This window comes from Thalassospira sp. NFXS8 (assembly GCF_040148805.1).
Taxonomy (GTDB): domain Bacteria; phylum Pseudomonadota; class Alphaproteobacteria; order Rhodospirillales; family Thalassospiraceae; genus Thalassospira.
The window spans coordinates 60,010-76,766 of the sequence record NZ_JAGEMF010000002.1 but is presented as its reverse complement, the minus strand read 5'-3'; the positions used below and the strand labels follow the sequence as shown (position 1 = coordinate 76,766).

Below are 16,757 nucleotides of genomic sequence, written 5' to 3'. Positions count from 1 at the left end.
AATGAACCTTGCGCGGGTGGGGTGCGCAGGTTCGGGGGAGTGAGTGATGATCAGGCCATTGTAACCGACACCGGAACAGGGCCGAGAGCAGCAAAAAGGGCCGTATCGCAATCTTCTTCCGGGTTTGGTGTGGTCAGAAGTTTTTCACCGTAAAACACCGAATTAGCCCCGGCCATCAGGCACATGATTTGGGCCTCGCGACCAAGATCAGTCCGCCCTGCCGACAGGCGCAGGGTGGATTTTGGCATGGTGATGCGCGCGGTTGCGATCATGCGGACCAGTTCCAGGGCATCGACGGGCGCGCGATGGGCGAGTGGCGTTCCCGCCACGGGGACCAGCGCGTTAATCGGCACACTTTCGGGATGGGGGGCAAACCCGGCCAGAACATGGAGCATCGATGCCCGGTCACGGATACTTTCGCCCATGCCGATGATGCCGCCACAGCAAAGATCAATACCGGCGCCGCGTACGGCGGCAAGGGTATCAAGCCGGTCCTGATAGGTTCGGGTCGAGATGATCTGGCTGTAATATTCCGGGCTGGTATCGAGATTATGGTTATAGGCCGTTAATCCCGCCCCGGCGAGGCGTTCGGCGTGCCGGGTTTCAAGCATGCCAAGGGTCACGCAGGCTTCCATGCCAAGATCGCGCACACCGCGAACCATGTCGATTACCGCGTCAAAAGCGGCCCCGTCGCGCACGCGGCGCCACGCGGCCCCCATGCAAAAACGGTCCGCTCCGGCGGCTTTGGCGCGGGCTGCCATTTTTAAAACGATCCCGGGGTCCATTAATTGTTCCTTGCCCAGTTTGACCTCGCGGTGGTGGGCCGATTGCGGGCAATAGGCGCAATCTTCGGGGCAGCCGCCGGTTTTGATCGACAGCAGGCTGGCCTTTTGCACGGCATTCGGGTCGTGATGGGCCCGATGGACCGCGCTGGCGCGGCCCATCAGTTCCAGCAGGGGCAGGCGACAGATCGCCTCGATCTCGTCCACGCTCCAGTCATGGCGGATGGTTTGATCGATTGCCGGGTTTTGGGTGGGATGGCTGTACATTATGCGTTGCCATCCTGATTGCGGTTGGCAAAGCGGGTGCAGGCCGCACTGCCAAAGGCAACAAGAGCAATTTTCAGGGTGTCGCCGAGAATGAAGGGGGTGAAGCCGTATTGGGCAACCTTTTCAAGCGGAACGAAAACCGCAAGCCATGCCAGACCCAGAACATAGACCGGGATCATGCCGACCATCATGATGCCAAAACGGGCCAATGTGCCGCGCCCCTGTGCAAGACTTCCGACCAGCCATGATGCCATCAGGTAACCCAACAGATAGCCGCCGGTTGGCCCGACAATATAGGAAAGCCCGATACCGCGTTCCGGTGTGCCGGCAAAAACAGGCAAACCAACGGCCCCCGCAGCTAGATAAGCAAGAAAGGTTGCGCTGGCAACGCGGGGTCCGGTCGCCAGCGCAATTGCCATAACCGCCATGGTTTGCAGGGTCATCGGCACCGGCCAGAAAGGAACGGTTATTTTGGCACTTGCGGTCAGCACGGCGATACCGGCCAGAATCATCAGGCTGTATTTCAGGCCCGTTTTTGTTTCCGGTTTTGATTCTGTTGCGATGCGGGTTTCTGCCGGTTTGGACACGGTGTTGTTCATGGTGATTTGGTCCTTCTGTGGAGCGTTCTTAAAATTATAGATAAAAACGAATCTGATCTATTAATTACGCCGTGCCAGAAGGGTAAAATCAATCGAAAAATAGATAATGAGGGTATGTGTGTGGATTTTTATGAGTGTTTCTATCTATATAGCTGATTTAATTAATTTATTTTTATCTATAAAATAACAGGCGGGCGCACAAATACGCACCTGCAAGGCTCAAAGGCAGGCAGGTTTGTCATCCGGGACAGAATTTCAGGGGCAAAAAAACATTCAGGAAAGGGTTTTCAGGCGGGGTTTGGCACCCGGCTTGGCGCCAATCCATTTGACGTGACGGGCAAGGGTGGCGGCGGCGACGTCAAATTGCCGGTCGCGCAGGGCTTTCAGGATGGCGCGGTGATCCTGATCGGTCGGGGCCCCCCATTCCATGCGAAAGCCGGAAAACAGGAAGCGGGCACTGGCGGCGTGCAGGTCGTCAATCGTTGTTAGCAAACGTGGCATGCCACACGGGGTCAGGATCAGGCGGTGAAAGGCGCGATTGGTTTCTTCCCATGCCCGGACATTAGCGGCATTTTCCCCGGCGCGGTTAATTGCCTCGGCCTCGTCCAGAATGGCGGTGGTTAAATGCGGGGCTGCATGGCGCAGGGCCAGAACTTCAAGCGATGCGCGCATTTCGGCGACTTCGCGAACTTCGGCAATATCAAAACTTGCCACCCGAACACCCCGGCGTGGTTCACTTACCACCAGTCCCTGTGCTTCGAGGCGGCGAAAGGCTTCGCGCACGGGGACATGGCTTGCGCCGAATTCCTCGGCGAAGTGATCCTGCCTTAATTTGCTGCCCGGTGCGATATGCCCGGCGATGATCCGGTCGGCCAATGCGCGCGTGATCTTGCCGGTAATCGTATTGTCTTTGTCGTTTGTCATAATTTTATAGATAATTTGCGCGCCCGAACTTGTCGAGCGCGCATATCGCTATCGGGTAAATTAGGTCATTTTCGAATGATATGTTTAACAATCCGGTGCGCAATGTTCGTCAGGCATATCGGAGAATGCCTTGCGCAGCGCCTGGGACCAGGCATCAGACAGTGCTTTGAAACCGGTATCTTCGGCTTCGATGCGACGCCGTTCGGAAAATGCACATTTACCTTCGGGTAACACTGCCAGATCCAGCGGCATTCCGACCGATAAATTGGACCGCAGGGTCGAATCCATCGATAAAAGGGCAGCTTTCACGCCCTCTTCGATCGGTGTTTCCTGGGTAATCACCCGGTCGAGAATGGGTTTGCCATATTTGTGTTCGCCAATTTGCAGGTAAGGCGTGTCTTCAGTGGCTTCGATAAAGTTGCCCGCAGCATAAATCAGAAACAGGCGTTGTGCGCCGCCTGCCCGTTGGCCGCCCAATATAATACTGGCACCGGAGCTTTCCTTGCGTTGTTCCAGTGTGTCCTGGTATTTGTGCTGAACCGACTGCATGGCTTCACCCACCAGTTCGGCCACGCGAAACATGGTCGGTGCAGTCAGTAAATTATCGCCTTCGGGCGTATCGGGGTCGTCGATGGCTTCGCGCAAAACGCTGACGACGGCTTGTGTGATGGCAAGGTTTCCTGCCGTCAGCATCACAATGGCGCGTTCACCAGGAACTTCCCAGGTAAACATTTTGCGATAGCGCGAAATATTATCAAGGCCTGCATTGGTGCGGGTGTCAGACAGGAAAACCAGCCCTTCATCAAGCATCAGGCCCACGCAATAGGTCATTTTTTCTTACGTCCAGCTATTGTTGTGACTGCGCGACGATGACGGTTACATCCAGATCCTCGTCGGCACCACCAGAATGTATGCCACGTATAGGTGAGGCGTCTCTGGCGTCAAGTCCAGACCCCAGGCGAACATAAAAATCTGTTGGGCAACAGCGATTGGCAGGATCAAACCCGACCCAGCCAATATCATTAATGTAAAGTTCGGCCCAGGCGTGGGCGGCCTCGTGCGGGACTCCTTCGGAATCGGCAAACAGATAACCCGATACATAACGGGCCGGAATATCCATAAGGCGGGCTGCAGTCAGCAAAACATGGGCGTGGTCCTGGCAAACTCCCTGCCCGGCAGCCAGGGCATCGGCCGCAGTCGTATGGGCGTGGGTGGAGCCAGGGACGTAGTCAATCTCGTCGCGCACGGCGGCGGCCAGGGCATGGGCCGTTTCAAGCAGGCTTGCTGTGTCGCCAACTGATTTTGCCACCGATTTTGTCAGTTTGCGAATGGCAGCGCTGGGTTTGGTAATGGCAGTGGCGCGTAAAAATACCTGTGGCGATGCTTTTTCACGATGATTAACAAGTACCCCGGCCATATCGGTCGTTTCGATCAGACCGCGCACTATAATTTCAACTTCATCGACAGGGCCATTGCAGGTAAGCGTGCTGACGGTGTCGCCGTAACCATCAACAAATTCTGACGTGATGGCACAGTTTTCTGCCGTGATCGACCAGTCGACAATGCGTTGCCCGTCAAACAGGGATGGGGTCAGTTTCAGGCTTTGGGTGACGTAGCGTGCAGAAGGCGCATAACGATAGCGGGTTCTGTGTTCAATTGTCAGGCGCATGTTACTGCCCCCCGAAATAATAGGTTTCGGCAATTGCCGAGGACAAAGCCTGATAACGCCGCAGGCAGTCGCTTAAAAATTCGTGCAGGCCGTGGCTGAAGATTTCGTCCATGTCTCCCTGTGTCAGGATGGCATAGGTATCGACCGCCAGACTGTGAACCGCCTGACGCTGGCCATATTGGCGGGCCAACCGTTCGAGGTGGCTGGTGATATTTTCCACACAATGGGCCAGCGATCGGGGGCTGAACGGGTTGAGGATCAGGAAATGGGCAATGCGCCACGGTGAATAATCATCACGGTAAACCCAGTGAAAAGCCCGCATCGAGGATGCTGCCCGTAAAACCGTGGTCCATTGATAGTTATCAACCCCGTCGCCGACCATGCTGGTTTCGGGTAGCAGCACGTAATATTTCACATCAAGCAGACGGGCGGTGTTATCGGCCCGTTCCAGGAATGTGCCCAGACGGATAAAATCATAGCCGTCATTCCGTAAAATGGTCGAGTCGGTGGCACCGCGAAACAGCGCGCCCTGGCTTTTGACCCAGTCTATAAACCCGGGCAGGTCGGTTTTTGCCAGGTTGTGCATCGGGGTACGGCGTAGTTCCATTAATGCACCATTAAGTGCTTCCCACATTTCCTGGGTAATGGCGGTGCGCATGGCACGGGCATTGGCCCGGGCATATTCAAAACAATTAATGATCGATGACGGATTATCGCGGTTAAAAATCAAATAATCCGACACAGAGGCCTGGGTCAGTTCTGTATTGTCTGCGCTGTTGGCATCAAACCCTTCGGCACAGCCAGCCGCAGAGAGAACCGATCGCCATTCCGACCTGTTACCATCTCCCGCGGCGGGCATCAGGGCCATGCGATAGCCCATTTCCAACAGGCGAGCCATGTTTTCCGCACGTTCCACATAGCGCGACAGCCAGAACAGATTTTCAGCAGTACGACTTAGCATGTTCTGTCTTCCTGTTTTATTCCGCCATGATCCAGGTGTCTTTAACACCCCCGCCCTGCGATGAATTCACCACCAGCGATCCTTCCCGTAACGCAACCCGTGTCAGTCCGCCCGGTGTCAGGCGAATGTCATCGCCGACCAGGCAGAAAGGCCGAAAATCGACATGGCGCGGGGCGATCCCGCTATCGACAAAGGTTGGACAGGCCGAAAGGGACAGAGTGGGCTGGGCAATGAAGTCCGACGGGTTGGCTTTAATGCGTTCGGCATAGGTTGCGCATTCTTCTTTGGTTGAGGCCGGACCAACGAGCATGCCGTATCCGCCAGACCCGTGCACTTCCTTGACCACCAGTTCAGGGAGATGCTCCAGCACATATTTCAGGTCGTCCTGGCGGGCGCATTTCCAGGTGGGAACATTATTCAGGATCGGTTCCTGACCCAGATAAAACCGGATCATGTCGGGGACATAGGTGTAAATCGCCTTGTCATCGGCCACACCGGCCCCCGGTGCCGAACAAATGGCAACCCCGCCGGAACGATACACATTCATCAGGCCTGGCACCCCCAGAACCGAGTCGGGGCGGAAGCAAAGCGGGTCGATAAAATCGTCATCAATGCGGCGATAGATAACGTCTACCCGTGCTGGTCCGCGGGTTGTGCGCATGTAAACCCGGCCTTCAGAGACAAAAAGATCCTGTCCTTCAACCAGTTCAACCCCCATCTGGTCGGCCAGAAAGGAATGTTCGTAATAGGCGCTGTTCATGGCACCAGGGGTGAGCACGACAATATTGGGGTCGTTTTCACATTTGCGCGGCGCAATGCTTTTTAACGTTTTTAAAAGCTGATCGGGGTAACTGTCGACCGGTTCGATCCGCAATTTGGAAAACAGTTCGGGAAACATCCGCATCATGATTTCGCGGTTTTCCAACATATAGGAAACGCCCGATGGTGTACGGCAGTTATCTTCCAGCACATAAAATTCATCGGGGCCTACACGCACCACATCCACGCCCACAATGTGGCTATAGACCCGGCGGGGCGGGTCAATGCCGATGACGGCGGGTTCAAAGGCGGCGTTGCGGTAAACCAGATCGGCGGGGACGATTCCGGCACGAATGATTTCGGCATTGTGGTAAACGTCATATAAAAATGTATTGAGCGCCCGCGCCCGTTGTTTGACACCGCGTTCAAGCTTGCGCCATTCGGCGGCGGTAAAAATGCGCGGGATCAAATCAAACGGAATAAGTCGTTCGGGGTCGCCGCCTTCGCCGTAAACGGCAAAGGTAATGCCGATTTTGCGAAACAGCGTTTCGGCTTCCAGCCGTTTTTGGGCCAGTGTTTCAGGCCCCGTGGCATCCATCCAGTCAACCAGTGCGCGATAGGGTTCGCGCACCTGATCGTTCATTTTCATCTCGTTGAACATGCGCCATTCCCTTCCTTTTCGGGTCGTTTTCCGACCTTGGTATAGATTAAAGGCAGCGGAACCGGCGGGGGTCAAGGATGTTTGGGTGGATAATGAATGTTTTTTATGCGTTTTGACTGGTTGATGAAAAAATATGCTGCAACTGCGAAAAGTCTGGGCAGAAACCGGCAGTTACTATTTGACCGACGGTTTTTTTGGGCGCAGCACATGATGATGGTCGGCGGCATAAAGCCGGGAATCGGTAAAATCGCGGCGACCGAACACCTCGCCCACCATGATCAGGGCGGTGCGGGTAATGCCGCTGCCTTTTATCTTGGCGCGAATATCGCCCAGCGTTCCGTAAAGGTAACGGGCATCGGGCCATGTGGCGCGATAGGCAATGACAACCGGGCAATCTTCGCCGTAATGTGGCATCAGGTCGCGTACCACATTTGCCAGATTGTTAATTGATAAATGAACCGCCAGTGTCGCACGCGATTTGCCCAGTTCCGCCAGGCTTTCACCATCCGGCATAGACGAGGACCGCATTGCGGTACGGGTCAGAATGACGGTTTGCGAAATATCTGGCAGGGTTAGTTCCGCGCCGATTTCGGCGGCAACGGCCGCATAGGCCGACACACCCGGCGTGATGTCATAGGGAATATCAAGGTCTTCAAGGCGGCGGATCTGTTCGGCAATCGCCCCGTAAATGGAGGGATCGCCCGAATGCACCCGGGCCACATCCTGCCCGGCTTTGTGTGCGGTTTTCATTTCGGCGATGATTTCATCCAAATTCATCGGGGCGGTATCTATCACCCGGGCATCGGCTGGTGCACTCGTCACAATTTCCTCGGGCACCAGCGACCCGGCATAAAGGCAAACCGGGCATTTTTCGATCAGGCGTAAGCCGCGGACCGTGATCAGGTCGGGGGCACCGGGACCAGCCCCAATGAAATGAACCGTCATGATTTAGTCTTTCTTTGTCGTCGTGCTTGGGGCGGAATGGCTGCTATGAACCGGGGCCTTGGCGGCATCGGCCCCTTTTTTGGCATAGCCACGCGGGGTGTAAACCCATTCGCCCATGCCCCGGATGATATGTTTGCTGTTGCTGGACCCGACCAGAACGGTGGTCAGCATATCGACCATATCGACCTCAAGTTTCGATAGCGGAACGACCGTAATTTCCTGATCCGGGCGGCCTAACTGGCGGCCCAGCACCACCGGCGTATCCGCCGGGCGGTTATCAAGCAGCACGTCACGCGCGGTTGCCAGCAAATCGCGGCGACGTTTGGATACCGGGTTATAAAACGCAATGACAAAATCGCCCGCCGCGGCGGCGGCAATACGGCGCAAAATATCTTCACGCGGGGTGAGCAGGTCGGACAGGGAAATGGCGCAAAAATCATGGCCCAGCGGCGCGCCAATGCGTGCGGCGGCGGCTTGCAGGGCTGAAATACCGGGTGATACCTGTATGGCAACCCGGTTCCAGGCGGCCTTGTCTTCGCGGTCCAGCAATTCAAATACCAGGGTTGCCAGGGCATAAATGCCAGCATCGCCCGACCCGATCAGGGCGACATCGCGCCCTTCGGCGGCCAGTTCCAGCGCGTGGCGGGCGCGGGCCTCTTCGGCCCCCAGGTCGGAATGGTGTAATTCCTTACCGGTAATCAGGTCGCCCAACAGGTCCAGATACATCTGATAGCCAACAATATCGCTGGCCTGCGCGATCAGGGTGCTGGCTTCGGGGCTGCGCCAGCTTGCCTGGCCCGGCCCGATGCCCACAATTGATAAACGCCCCTGCCCGCGCCCGGTTTTTTGCGGCGAAATATCCGCTGGCGACAGGCCAATGGCACAGGTGGCGCGTTTTGATTTCTGTTTCGCAACGATCAATGTGCCATCGCTGCCAACACTGGCAAGGGCCGCCCCCTCGGCCACTCCGTGGCAGCCGGTTTCGGCAAAGACGATGTCTGATGGGGTTTGCAGGCGTGGGGCCTGTTCTTCCAGTTCGTTTGCGGTAAAAAAGCGGGCCGGAACGCCCAAATGTGTTGCCAGGGCATGAACGGCAGGTTCGTCGGCCTTAAGGTCGATCGAGGTGACACAGGCAACGGCCTTGGCACTTAACCCGGCATCGGCCAGGGTTTTTTCGGCAAGCGCGATCAGCTCGGCTGGGTCGCAATTGCGTTCGCACCCGACGCCCAGCGCCAGCACAGGCGGGTGGAACGTGACGGGGGCCAGATCGCCGCTTTGATCGGCGAGAATGCCGGTTTCGGCGCGCGCGGTAACATGCAGGGCCACGGTGCCGTGCTCATCCTGGGGGATGGCACTGTTGGTCAGCCAGGCGGCCGAGCCGGCATCGATGGTGATTTTGGCACTGGCCCCGGCCAACAGGGCAGCGGTGGCGGGTTTGACGGCGGCTTTATCCGCCAGTTTCCAGCCCGCAGGCGGTTCGTCCAGCGCCAGGCCCAGGGCGGCATCGCCCGGTGTGGTAATGGCGGCACGCGCGCCCAGCTTTTTGGCCAGATCACGCGCCAGTTTGTTGCCCCCATGATGCCCGCCCAACAGCGGAATAAAGGTTTCACCGGCTTCATCAACCGCGATCACGGCGGCATCCTGCCATTTACCGGCCAAAAGCGGGGCCAGCGCGCGGATTAGGATGCCACTGGCGCAGACACCGATAATCACATGGTCGGCGGCAAAGGTTTGTTGCAGATGCGCAATGGTATCATCAAACGCGACATCCACTTCACGGATGGAAACCCGGGTGCGCAACCCGTGCAGGCTGGCCCCTTGCAGGGATGATGCAATGCGCTTTGCCGTGGGCAGGGCGCGCTGGGTTAAGCAAATAACCGCGATGGGGGCAATCGGATCGGTTGGCAGGGGGGATGGGATGGGGCTGTTCATTTCCATGCGTCTCCGCGACGGTGGATCAGGATCATTGAAAAATAAGGTGCGGTGGCATCATCGGGCAAGTCTGCCAGTGGCACCATTTTTTGGCTGTCCAGTGTTGCCCGTTCGATATAGCGCGCCCGGTCCGTCAGGCCCAGTTCGTTAATCACCTGTCGTACCTTGGCAAAATGGCGGCCCAGCTTGATGATGGCGGCGGCATCGGTATCGGCCAGTTGTGTTTTCAGGCGGTCGGCAGGCAAGGGGCCGGGAATGACCTGCAAAACATCGTTTTTGGCGGCTAGCGGTGCGCCCAGTTGTGCGGCACAGGCCATCATGGAGCTAACGCCTGGAACTGTGTGCACCGGAAAGCCTGCTTCGGCCAGGCGGCCATATAAATACATAAAGCTGCCATAGAAAAACGGGTCGCCTTCACACAAAACCGCCACCGTGCGCCCGGCGCGCAAATGTTCGCCAATCTCAAGGGCGGCGGCATCGTAAATACGATCGGCCGGTTGGCCCATGGGAATGCGAATGGCAATTTCGGTGCGGCCTTCCGGCATATGCGGGGCGATAATTTGCCGGGCCAAACTGGCACCGTCTTCCAGTGCCGGATAGGCAATGACGTCGGCTTCCTGCAAAATTTTATAGGCTTTTAGCGTGATCAGGTCGGCTTCGCCCGGCCCAATGCCCAACCCATAGGCGGTGCCTTTGCGTGTGACGGTCGCATTTGTGTTTGCGCTCGCGGTCATGATTTAACTCCGACATAGTGGGTGACCGGGGCCAGATTGTGCCAGCCGGTAAAATTGCCACGTGCGGCCAAACGTGAAACCGTTAACCGTGATAGCGTGCCGCCAAATTTATTATAAAATCGAAACAATTCCTGTTCGCCTTCCAGCGTCACCGTATTTGCCACCAGTCGCCCGTGGGTCGATAACAGGTTCCAGCAGTGTTCCATCAGGTTGGGTGTGGTGATGCCTCCGCCAATAAAAATGGCATCAGGTGCCGGGAAGCGATGTGGATCAGAGGCTGTTTTTGCCATATCCAGGGCATGGTCGATGCTGGCATGATGCAAAATTAAATCCGGGGTGCCCAGCCGGGTGGCATTTTTACCGATCATGTCACAGCGTTTGCCATCGCGTTCAATGGCAACGGCACATCCGCCCAGGCGCATCCATTCGATGGAAATGCTGCCGCACCCTGCCCCGATATCCCACAACACGGCCCCTTTCCACGGACCAAGCGAGGATATGGTTTGGGCGCGTATTTCGGATTTCGTGATCATGCCGTCATGAATAAAGGCATCGTCGGGCAGGCCGGGGCCAAGCGGCAAGATGGATGCGGTGACATCGGCAACCAGATCGATCAGGATAACGTTAAGCGGGTCGATCAAATTATCGGGATCATGGCCTACGGCCTTATGTTGCCATTCGCGCGCAGTTTTGGTGGTGATTTTTTCGTGTTCGCCGCCCAGCCGTTCGCAAACCGTGATGTTGCTGTCGCCATATCCGGCATCATAAAGCATTACGGCGGCCAGGGCCGGAGTGGTGGCATCATGTGACAGGGCAATAATTCTGCCGCGCGGTCGTAAACAGGCGCGCAAATTTTCAGGGCGGCGGCCATGTAACGTGATCACATCGCACTCTGCCAGCGGCCAGCCCGTGCGGGCACATGCAAGGTTGATCGACGAGGGCGCGGGAAAAATCGATATGTTTTCGAAGCCGAAATGATCAGCCAGCGTGTTGCCAACGCCAAAATACATCGGGTCGCCACTGGCAAGGATAACCGGGTTTTGCGCCAATGCATCGGCGATGAGGGGCATATTGTCGTAAAACGGGCTGATCCACGGGGATTGCCGGGCTGCAATATCGTCAGGCAGCATTGCCAAATGCCGTTTGCCGCCAAAAATTATGCTGGCCTGTTTTATGACCTGGCAGGCGGCAGGGGACAGGCCTGAAAACCCGTCTTCGCCAATGCCGATAACCGTGATTTTGCCGTTTTGCGCCGGGATTTTATCGGTGTGTGCGGGGGGGGTAGCGCTGTGTGCAGGTTCAGTCATGGGCGATTTTTCCGTCCTTGGTCATGACGGGTGTGGTGCCATCGGCGTTTTCGGCGGGTTTGGCGATGCGGGCCAACGCATTTACCGTGGCTGCAGTAACGGCGCTGCCGCCAAAGCGCCCGCGCAGGGTGACAAAGGGAATACCGGCATCCTGTGCATGATTGATCAGGGCTTCCTTGCTTTCAGCTGCGCCGACAAATCCCACCGGCATGCCAATGATCAGGGCGGGTTTGGGCAAGTGGCCCGATATGACGGCATCAAGAACATGAAACAGGGCGGTTGGGGCATTGCCAATAGCGATAACTGCGCCGGCGATGTCGTTGGTCCAGGTTTCAACGGCGGCGGCCGACCGGGTGGTCCCGGTCATGGCGGCAAGGGCGGGAATGTTATCGTCATTTAATCGGCAAATGACCGTGTTTTGCGCCGGAAGCAAGCGCGTAATAATGCCATTTCGGACCATTTCGGCATCAACCAGTATCGGCTTGCCCGCCAGCAAGGCCCTGGTGCCTGCATTGATGGCGTCGGGACCAAAAACAATGTTGTCGGCCATTTCAACCATGCCGCAGGCATGAATGATACGTATGGCAACGGGCCGTTCTTCCGGCGAAAAACGGGCGAGGTTGGCTTCGGCTTCGATGGTGGCGAAACTTTGCCGGTATATGGCCTGCGGATCGCGCAGATAATCAAACATAACCCCGCCCTTTGTCGCTTGTTCTGGCAGCTTTATTTGCCGGTTTTGTCTATGGCGCTGTGGTCATGATTATGATCGTGATGATGGTCATGTGTGTGTGAATGACCGTGATCATGGCTGTGACCGTGCGAATGCCCGTGGCTATGACCATGACCATGGGAATGTCCGTGGCTGTGCCCGTCGGTGCCAATACCCATCACATGGTGATGGTGTCCGACCTGCGGGGTGGCAACATCGCCTTCATACCCAATGATCTGTTCGCGGTATTTGCACAGCTGACAGTTCATGTTGTTGTCGCCGGTATCAATTTCGGCCAGCCGTTCGGCAAAACTTTCCAGAACCAGCGGGTGATCAGCCAGATACGACGCCTTGATAAATTTGATATCGGGGAACTCGGCGGAAACTTCGTCAGTATGGGCATAAATACGGTCGATCAGAATGCCGACAAACAGGAAATACGGGAAGACAACAACCCGTTTATAACCCAGTTTCATTGCTTCGCGCAGTCCGGCATTCACACGCGGATGGGCGACCCCGGAATAGCTGACTTCTACCCGGCCAAACCCCATGCCTTCTTGCAGCATGCGCGCCACTTTATAGACATTGGAATTGGCGTCGGGGTCGTTGGTACCACGACCAACCACCATTAACAGGGTATCTTTGCGCGCAACACTGTGATCAGCGGTTGCCAGTGCTTCTTCGATGCGGTCTGCGCTGGCACGCAGTAATTTCGGGTCAATCGCCAGATCGCGGCCGAATTTTACCGTAATATCGGGGTTTTCATGGTCAAAATTATTGACCTCGCTGGGCAGGTCATTTTTGACATGACCCGCAGCAAACAACATGCCTGGCAGCGCGTAGATCTTTTTGTGGCCCAGGGCTTTCAGCTTTTCAAACCCGTCTCGTAAAATCGGATGGGCGAATTCCAGAAAGCCGCTTTCGACATCGTAATCGGCGAAATGGGTCTGTTTCATCTGTTCAACCATGTTGTTGAACTGTGAAACGGCACGTTCGTCGCGTGAACCGTGACCGCAAATCATGACCGCACCTTTGGGGGACATAAAGGCTGCTCCTTTTTCTCTCTCTCGCCAATGCGGTCTGAACCTGTCCTTATGGACATGGTGCCGCTCGATGTTCCTCACGTTTTCCCTGATTGAACACCCGATTGCAAGCAGCAGCTTTGGAAATTGTACTTTTGACTGTGCAGGCCTGTTACAGGATGTTGGCTAAGTTATGAAGAATATTGAAAAATTATGAAAATGGTTAAAGGTGTGATCAGCAAAGTCATATTGACGTGATCTCGCAAGCGCCGCATCTTGCGGTGATGGAACAGGCATTTTTCGATTTTTTTGTCCCGATACCGGGCATTTATGGCTTTGGCGTTGCCGTGATCATTCTGGGTTTGGCTCTGGATGGGGTTGCGGGCGATATGCCGTGGCTGTTTTCGCGCATTTCGCATCCGGTAGTCTGGATCGGCAAGCTGATTTCCTTTTTTGAAAAACGCCTGAACCGTCCTGAACGCAGTGACGGGGACCGGTTGTTTCGCGGTGTCATTACCGTATTGATCGTGTTGGCTGTTGCGGGATGCACGGGGGGGCTGGTGCAGTTCTGGGCACAACAGGCCCCCTCGGGCATTGTGGCGGAAATTTTCCTGCTGGGTGTGCTGATTGCGCAAAAAGGTTTGTATCAGCATGTCGCAATCGTCGCTGACACGCTGGAGCATGACGGGCTTGCGGCCGGGCGCACCGCAGTTTCCATGATTGTCGGGCGCGACCCGGCCAGTCTGGACCATGCAGGGGTCAGCCGGGCAGCGATTGAAAGCTGTTCGGAAAATTTTTCCGACGGGGTGGTGGCACCATTGTTCTGGTTTGCCGTTGCCGGGCCGATTGGTCTTTGTCTTTACAAGGCGATTAATACCCTGGATTCCATGATCGGCCATCGTAACCGGCGTTATCTTTATTTTGGCCGTTTCGCTGCCCGGCTTGATGATGTGGTTAATTTTATTCCCGCCCGGCTGGCCGGTGGGCTTGTGTGTTTGGCGGTGCTGATTTCACAAGGGGTGATAGCAGGTGCACGTGCCTGGCACACCATGTGGCGCGATGCACGCAAACATAAATCGCCCAATGCCGGTTGGCAGGAAGCGGCAATGGCGGGGGGATTGGGCCTGTCGCTGGCCGGTCCACGCCAATATGGCCGTGAAATTGTCCATGATCCCTATATTGGGGACGGACGGCGCAATGCCTCGCCCGATGACATTCGCGCGGCTTTGCGGGTGTTTGTGCTGGCGTGCGTGCTAAACGGCTTGTGGCCGGTTCTGGTTTGGATGGCCCTGAACCGTTAGGTTTCGTCACGGGAGGCGGTGGCAAAATGCAGGATATTGAAACCCGTTTTTTGGCAATGGTACGCCAGAACCCGCATAATGATGCGATTCTGAACCGGATGGCGATATTTGGGTTGGCAGACTGGTGGTTAACCGCTGGCTGCCTGGCGCAAACGGTGTGGAATCTTCAGGCCGGGTTTGCAGTCGATGCCCATATTGCCGACTATGACCTGTTTTATTTCGATAGTGATACATCGTTTGAGGCAGAAGACCGGATGATTGCGCAAATCGCTGATGTGTTTGACGATTTACCGGTTCGGGTTGAAGTTCGCAATCAGGCGCGGGTACCGATCTGGTACGAACCAAAATTTGGCTTTCCCTATGGGCCGGTTACGTGTGCCGCCGATGGCATTGGCCGTTTTGCCTATCAAACCACGGCAATTGGCGTGGCGCAAAATCCGGCTGGCGATTGTTGTGTTCATGCGCCATTCGGTTTGGAAAATGTGATGGCGGGGCGGGTTGTGCCTAATCCTGTATTGCCGGTTGGCGATGTTTACCGCCAGAAAACCGAACGCTGGCGCAAAATCTGGCCGCAACTTTCCATTCTGCCATGGCCGGATGACGCGCCGTTAAATTGATTTGATTTCGAAATAACCCTGTTTCAACCGGGTTTTTGGTTCATACGTGCGATGGTTGATGTGGTTGAAAATCCATCGGCCAGCTGGGCCAAAAACACCTTGCCGCCATAGCCCTGAACAATATCGGCCCCAACCACGGTTTCGATGGTGTAATCCGCCCCTTTGACCAGAATATCGGGTTTTAAGGCTGAAATAACGTCGCGCGGGGTATCTTCATCAAAAATAACCACGCCGCTGACGGTTTCAAGTGAGCCCAGAACGGCTGCACGGGCCGCTTCGGACTGAACCGGGCGGGTTTCACCCTTCAGGCGTTTGACCGAGGCATCGGAATTCAGGCCAATCACCAGCCGGTCGCATTGCGAGCGCGCCTGTTGCAACAGGCTGATATGGCCCGGATGAAGCAAATCAAAGCAGCCATTGGTAAAGCCAACCTTGTATCCCTTGCGGCGCCAGCGTTCGACCCGATCGACCATGCGGTCCAGTTTCATCAGTTTGGCTTCACCGATCATAAGGTCATGGTGATGCAACAATGTGATCAGTTCGTCGGGGTAAACAATGGCGGTGCCGATTTTACCGACCACAATACCGGCGGCAACATTGGCAATGCGGGCCGCATCGGCGATGCTGCTACCTGCGGCAATGCTGGCGGCAAGGCAGGCAACCACGGTGTCACCGGCACCCGAAACGTCATAAACTTCGCGGGCTTCGGTGGGTAAATGAAGCACATCGCCGTTCGACGATACCAGCGTCATGCCATCCTGGCTGCGGGTCAGCAAAACATTTTCAATGTCGCAATTTTCAATGATATGGCGTGCTGCGCGTACTGCATCGTCATCACTATTTACAGCAATGCCGGTGGCGGCTTCTGCTTCGGCCCGGTTGGGCGTTACCAGTGTTGCCCCGCGATAGCGGCTGTAATCATTGCCTTTGGGATCAACAATAACGGTTTTGCCGGCGGCACGGGCGGCGGCAATGGTCGCGCTGACGATATGGGCATCCACAAGGCCCTTGCCGTAATCTGACAGAACAATGGCGTTTACATCGGGTGTTAGCTGTGCGGCGAGTTCGCCCACATGGGTCAGAGTGATCGCAGACGGGGGTAATGTGGTTTCGTTGTCGGATCGTAATAATTGCTGACCGCCCGCGATAAAGCGGGTTTTAATCGTGGTCGGGCGGTTACGTTCGATCTGGATATAGGGTTCAACCAGTTTATCGCCCGCAACATATTCCATGACCTCGCGTCCGGGCAAATCATCGCCAACCATTGATAAAAATTTGACGGCTGCACCAAGAGCAGTGGCATTGCGCACCACATTGCCAGCCCCACCCAGCATTGCGCTTTCGCGTTGTACCCGAATAACCGGAATGGGGGCTTCGGGCGAAATGCGTGTGACAGACCCATAAACAAACCGGTCCAGCATGACATCGCCAATACAAAGGATTTTGGCATTGCCTAAATCTTCAACCAAACGGGCAAGGTGGCTAAGGTCGGTCATCGGCGGCACTTTCGGGTTTAGGGGCTGTTGGGTGTGGCAGGCAATGCAGGCAATAGTTGTGGCAGGGTAAAA

Annotated in this window: 16 protein-coding genes; 2 read left to right on the top strand and 14 right to left on the bottom strand. The window is 56.0% G+C overall.

Annotation, left to right across the window (positions count from 1 at the left end; translation table 11 throughout):
• Positions 1-50: 50 nt before the first annotated feature.
• The 13 genes from bioB to J4E05_RS09565 form a co-directional block, all read right to left on the bottom strand.
• Positions 51-1,049 (bottom strand): biotin synthase BioB, encoded by a 999-nt coding sequence (gene bioB / locus J4E05_RS09625; RefSeq protein WP_349594857.1) that lies wholly within the window; start codon positions 1,047-1,049, stop codon positions 51-53.
• The gene (locus J4E05_RS09620) at positions 1,049-1,648 is read right to left on the bottom strand and encodes a biotin transporter BioY (protein WP_349594854.1); all 600 of its coding nucleotides are present in this window, start codon (positions 1,646-1,648) and stop codon (positions 1,049-1,051) included. The genes bioB and J4E05_RS09620 overlap by 1 nt, the downstream gene beginning before the upstream one ends.
• 273 nt (positions 1,649-1,921) lie before the next feature.
• Positions 1,922-2,572, bottom strand: a complete 651-nt coding sequence (locus J4E05_RS09615; RefSeq protein WP_349594851.1) for a GntR family transcriptional regulator — start codon at positions 2,570-2,572, stop codon at positions 1,922-1,924.
• Between the two features lie 84 nt (positions 2,573-2,656).
• Positions 2,657-3,403, bottom strand: coding sequence for a proteasome-type protease (locus tag J4E05_RS09610; RefSeq protein WP_085587494.1), 747 nt, complete (start codon positions 3,401-3,403; stop codon positions 2,657-2,659).
• Positions 3,404-3,419: 16 nt separating this feature from the next.
• Complete coding sequence (locus J4E05_RS09605; RefSeq protein WP_085587496.1) at positions 3,420-4,241, bottom strand: transglutaminase family protein; 822 nt, start codon at positions 4,239-4,241, stop codon at positions 3,420-3,422.
• 1 nt (position 4,242) lies between these two features.
• On the bottom strand, positions 4,243-5,202 hold the full coding sequence (locus J4E05_RS09600; RefSeq protein WP_349594847.1) for an alpha-E domain-containing protein: 960 nt from the start codon (positions 5,200-5,202) through the stop codon (positions 4,243-4,245).
• Between the two features lie 16 nt (positions 5,203-5,218).
• Positions 5,219-6,622, bottom strand: a complete 1,404-nt coding sequence (locus J4E05_RS09595; RefSeq protein WP_349594845.1) for a circularly permuted type 2 ATP-grasp protein — start codon at positions 6,620-6,622, stop codon at positions 5,219-5,221.
• A 174-nt stretch (positions 6,623-6,796) separates the two neighbouring features.
• A complete protein-coding gene (gene cobM / locus J4E05_RS09590) occupies positions 6,797-7,567 on the bottom strand; it encodes a precorrin-4 C(11)-methyltransferase (RefSeq protein ID WP_349594842.1) in 771 nt (256 codons plus the stop codon).
• 3 nt (positions 7,568-7,570) lie between these two features.
• On the bottom strand, positions 7,571-9,499 hold the full coding sequence (cobJ, locus tag J4E05_RS09585) for a precorrin-3B C(17)-methyltransferase (protein ID WP_349594840.1): 1,929 nt from the start codon (positions 9,497-9,499) through the stop codon (positions 7,571-7,573).
• Entirely contained in the window at positions 9,496-10,233 is a 738-nt protein-coding gene (gene cobI, locus J4E05_RS09580) for a precorrin-2 C(20)-methyltransferase (protein ID WP_349594838.1), read from the bottom strand. The genes cobJ and cobI overlap by 4 nt, the downstream gene beginning before the upstream one ends.
• Positions 10,230-11,540 (bottom strand): precorrin-6y C5,15-methyltransferase (decarboxylating) subunit CbiE, encoded by a 1,311-nt coding sequence (gene cbiE / locus J4E05_RS09575; RefSeq protein ID WP_349594836.1) that lies wholly within the window; start codon positions 11,538-11,540, stop codon positions 10,230-10,232. Before cbiE ends, cobI begins: the two co-directional genes overlap by 4 nt.
• On the bottom strand, positions 11,533-12,231 hold the full coding sequence (locus J4E05_RS09570; protein WP_085587510.1) for a precorrin-8X methylmutase: 699 nt from the start codon (positions 12,229-12,231) through the stop codon (positions 11,533-11,535). The genes cbiE and J4E05_RS09570 overlap by 8 nt, the downstream gene beginning before the upstream one ends.
• Before the next feature lie 32 nt (positions 12,232-12,263).
• Positions 12,264-13,292, bottom strand: coding sequence for a sirohydrochlorin chelatase (locus tag J4E05_RS09565; protein WP_349594834.1), 1,029 nt, complete (start codon positions 13,290-13,292; stop codon positions 12,264-12,266).
• A 233-nt stretch (positions 13,293-13,525) separates the two neighbouring features.
• On the opposite strand from J4E05_RS09565, the gene cbiB reads away from it, so the two are divergent.
• Both cbiB and J4E05_RS09555 read left to right on the top strand, forming a co-directional pair.
• A complete protein-coding gene (gene cbiB, locus J4E05_RS09560) occupies positions 13,526-14,572 on the top strand; it encodes an adenosylcobinamide-phosphate synthase CbiB (RefSeq protein ID WP_349594832.1) in 1,047 nt (348 codons plus the stop codon).
• Between the two features lie 26 nt (positions 14,573-14,598).
• Positions 14,599-15,189, top strand: a complete 591-nt coding sequence (locus J4E05_RS09555) for a nucleotidyltransferase family protein (RefSeq protein WP_349594829.1) — start codon at positions 14,599-14,601, stop codon at positions 15,187-15,189.
• A 23-nt stretch (positions 15,190-15,212) separates the two neighbouring features.
• Here J4E05_RS09555 and rfaE1 read toward each other — a convergent pair whose 3' ends face one another.
• Positions 15,213-16,685 (bottom strand): D-glycero-beta-D-manno-heptose-7-phosphate kinase, encoded by a 1,473-nt coding sequence (rfaE1, locus tag J4E05_RS09550; protein WP_349594826.1) that lies wholly within the window; start codon positions 16,683-16,685, stop codon positions 15,213-15,215.
• Positions 16,686-16,757 lie beyond the last annotated feature (72 nt).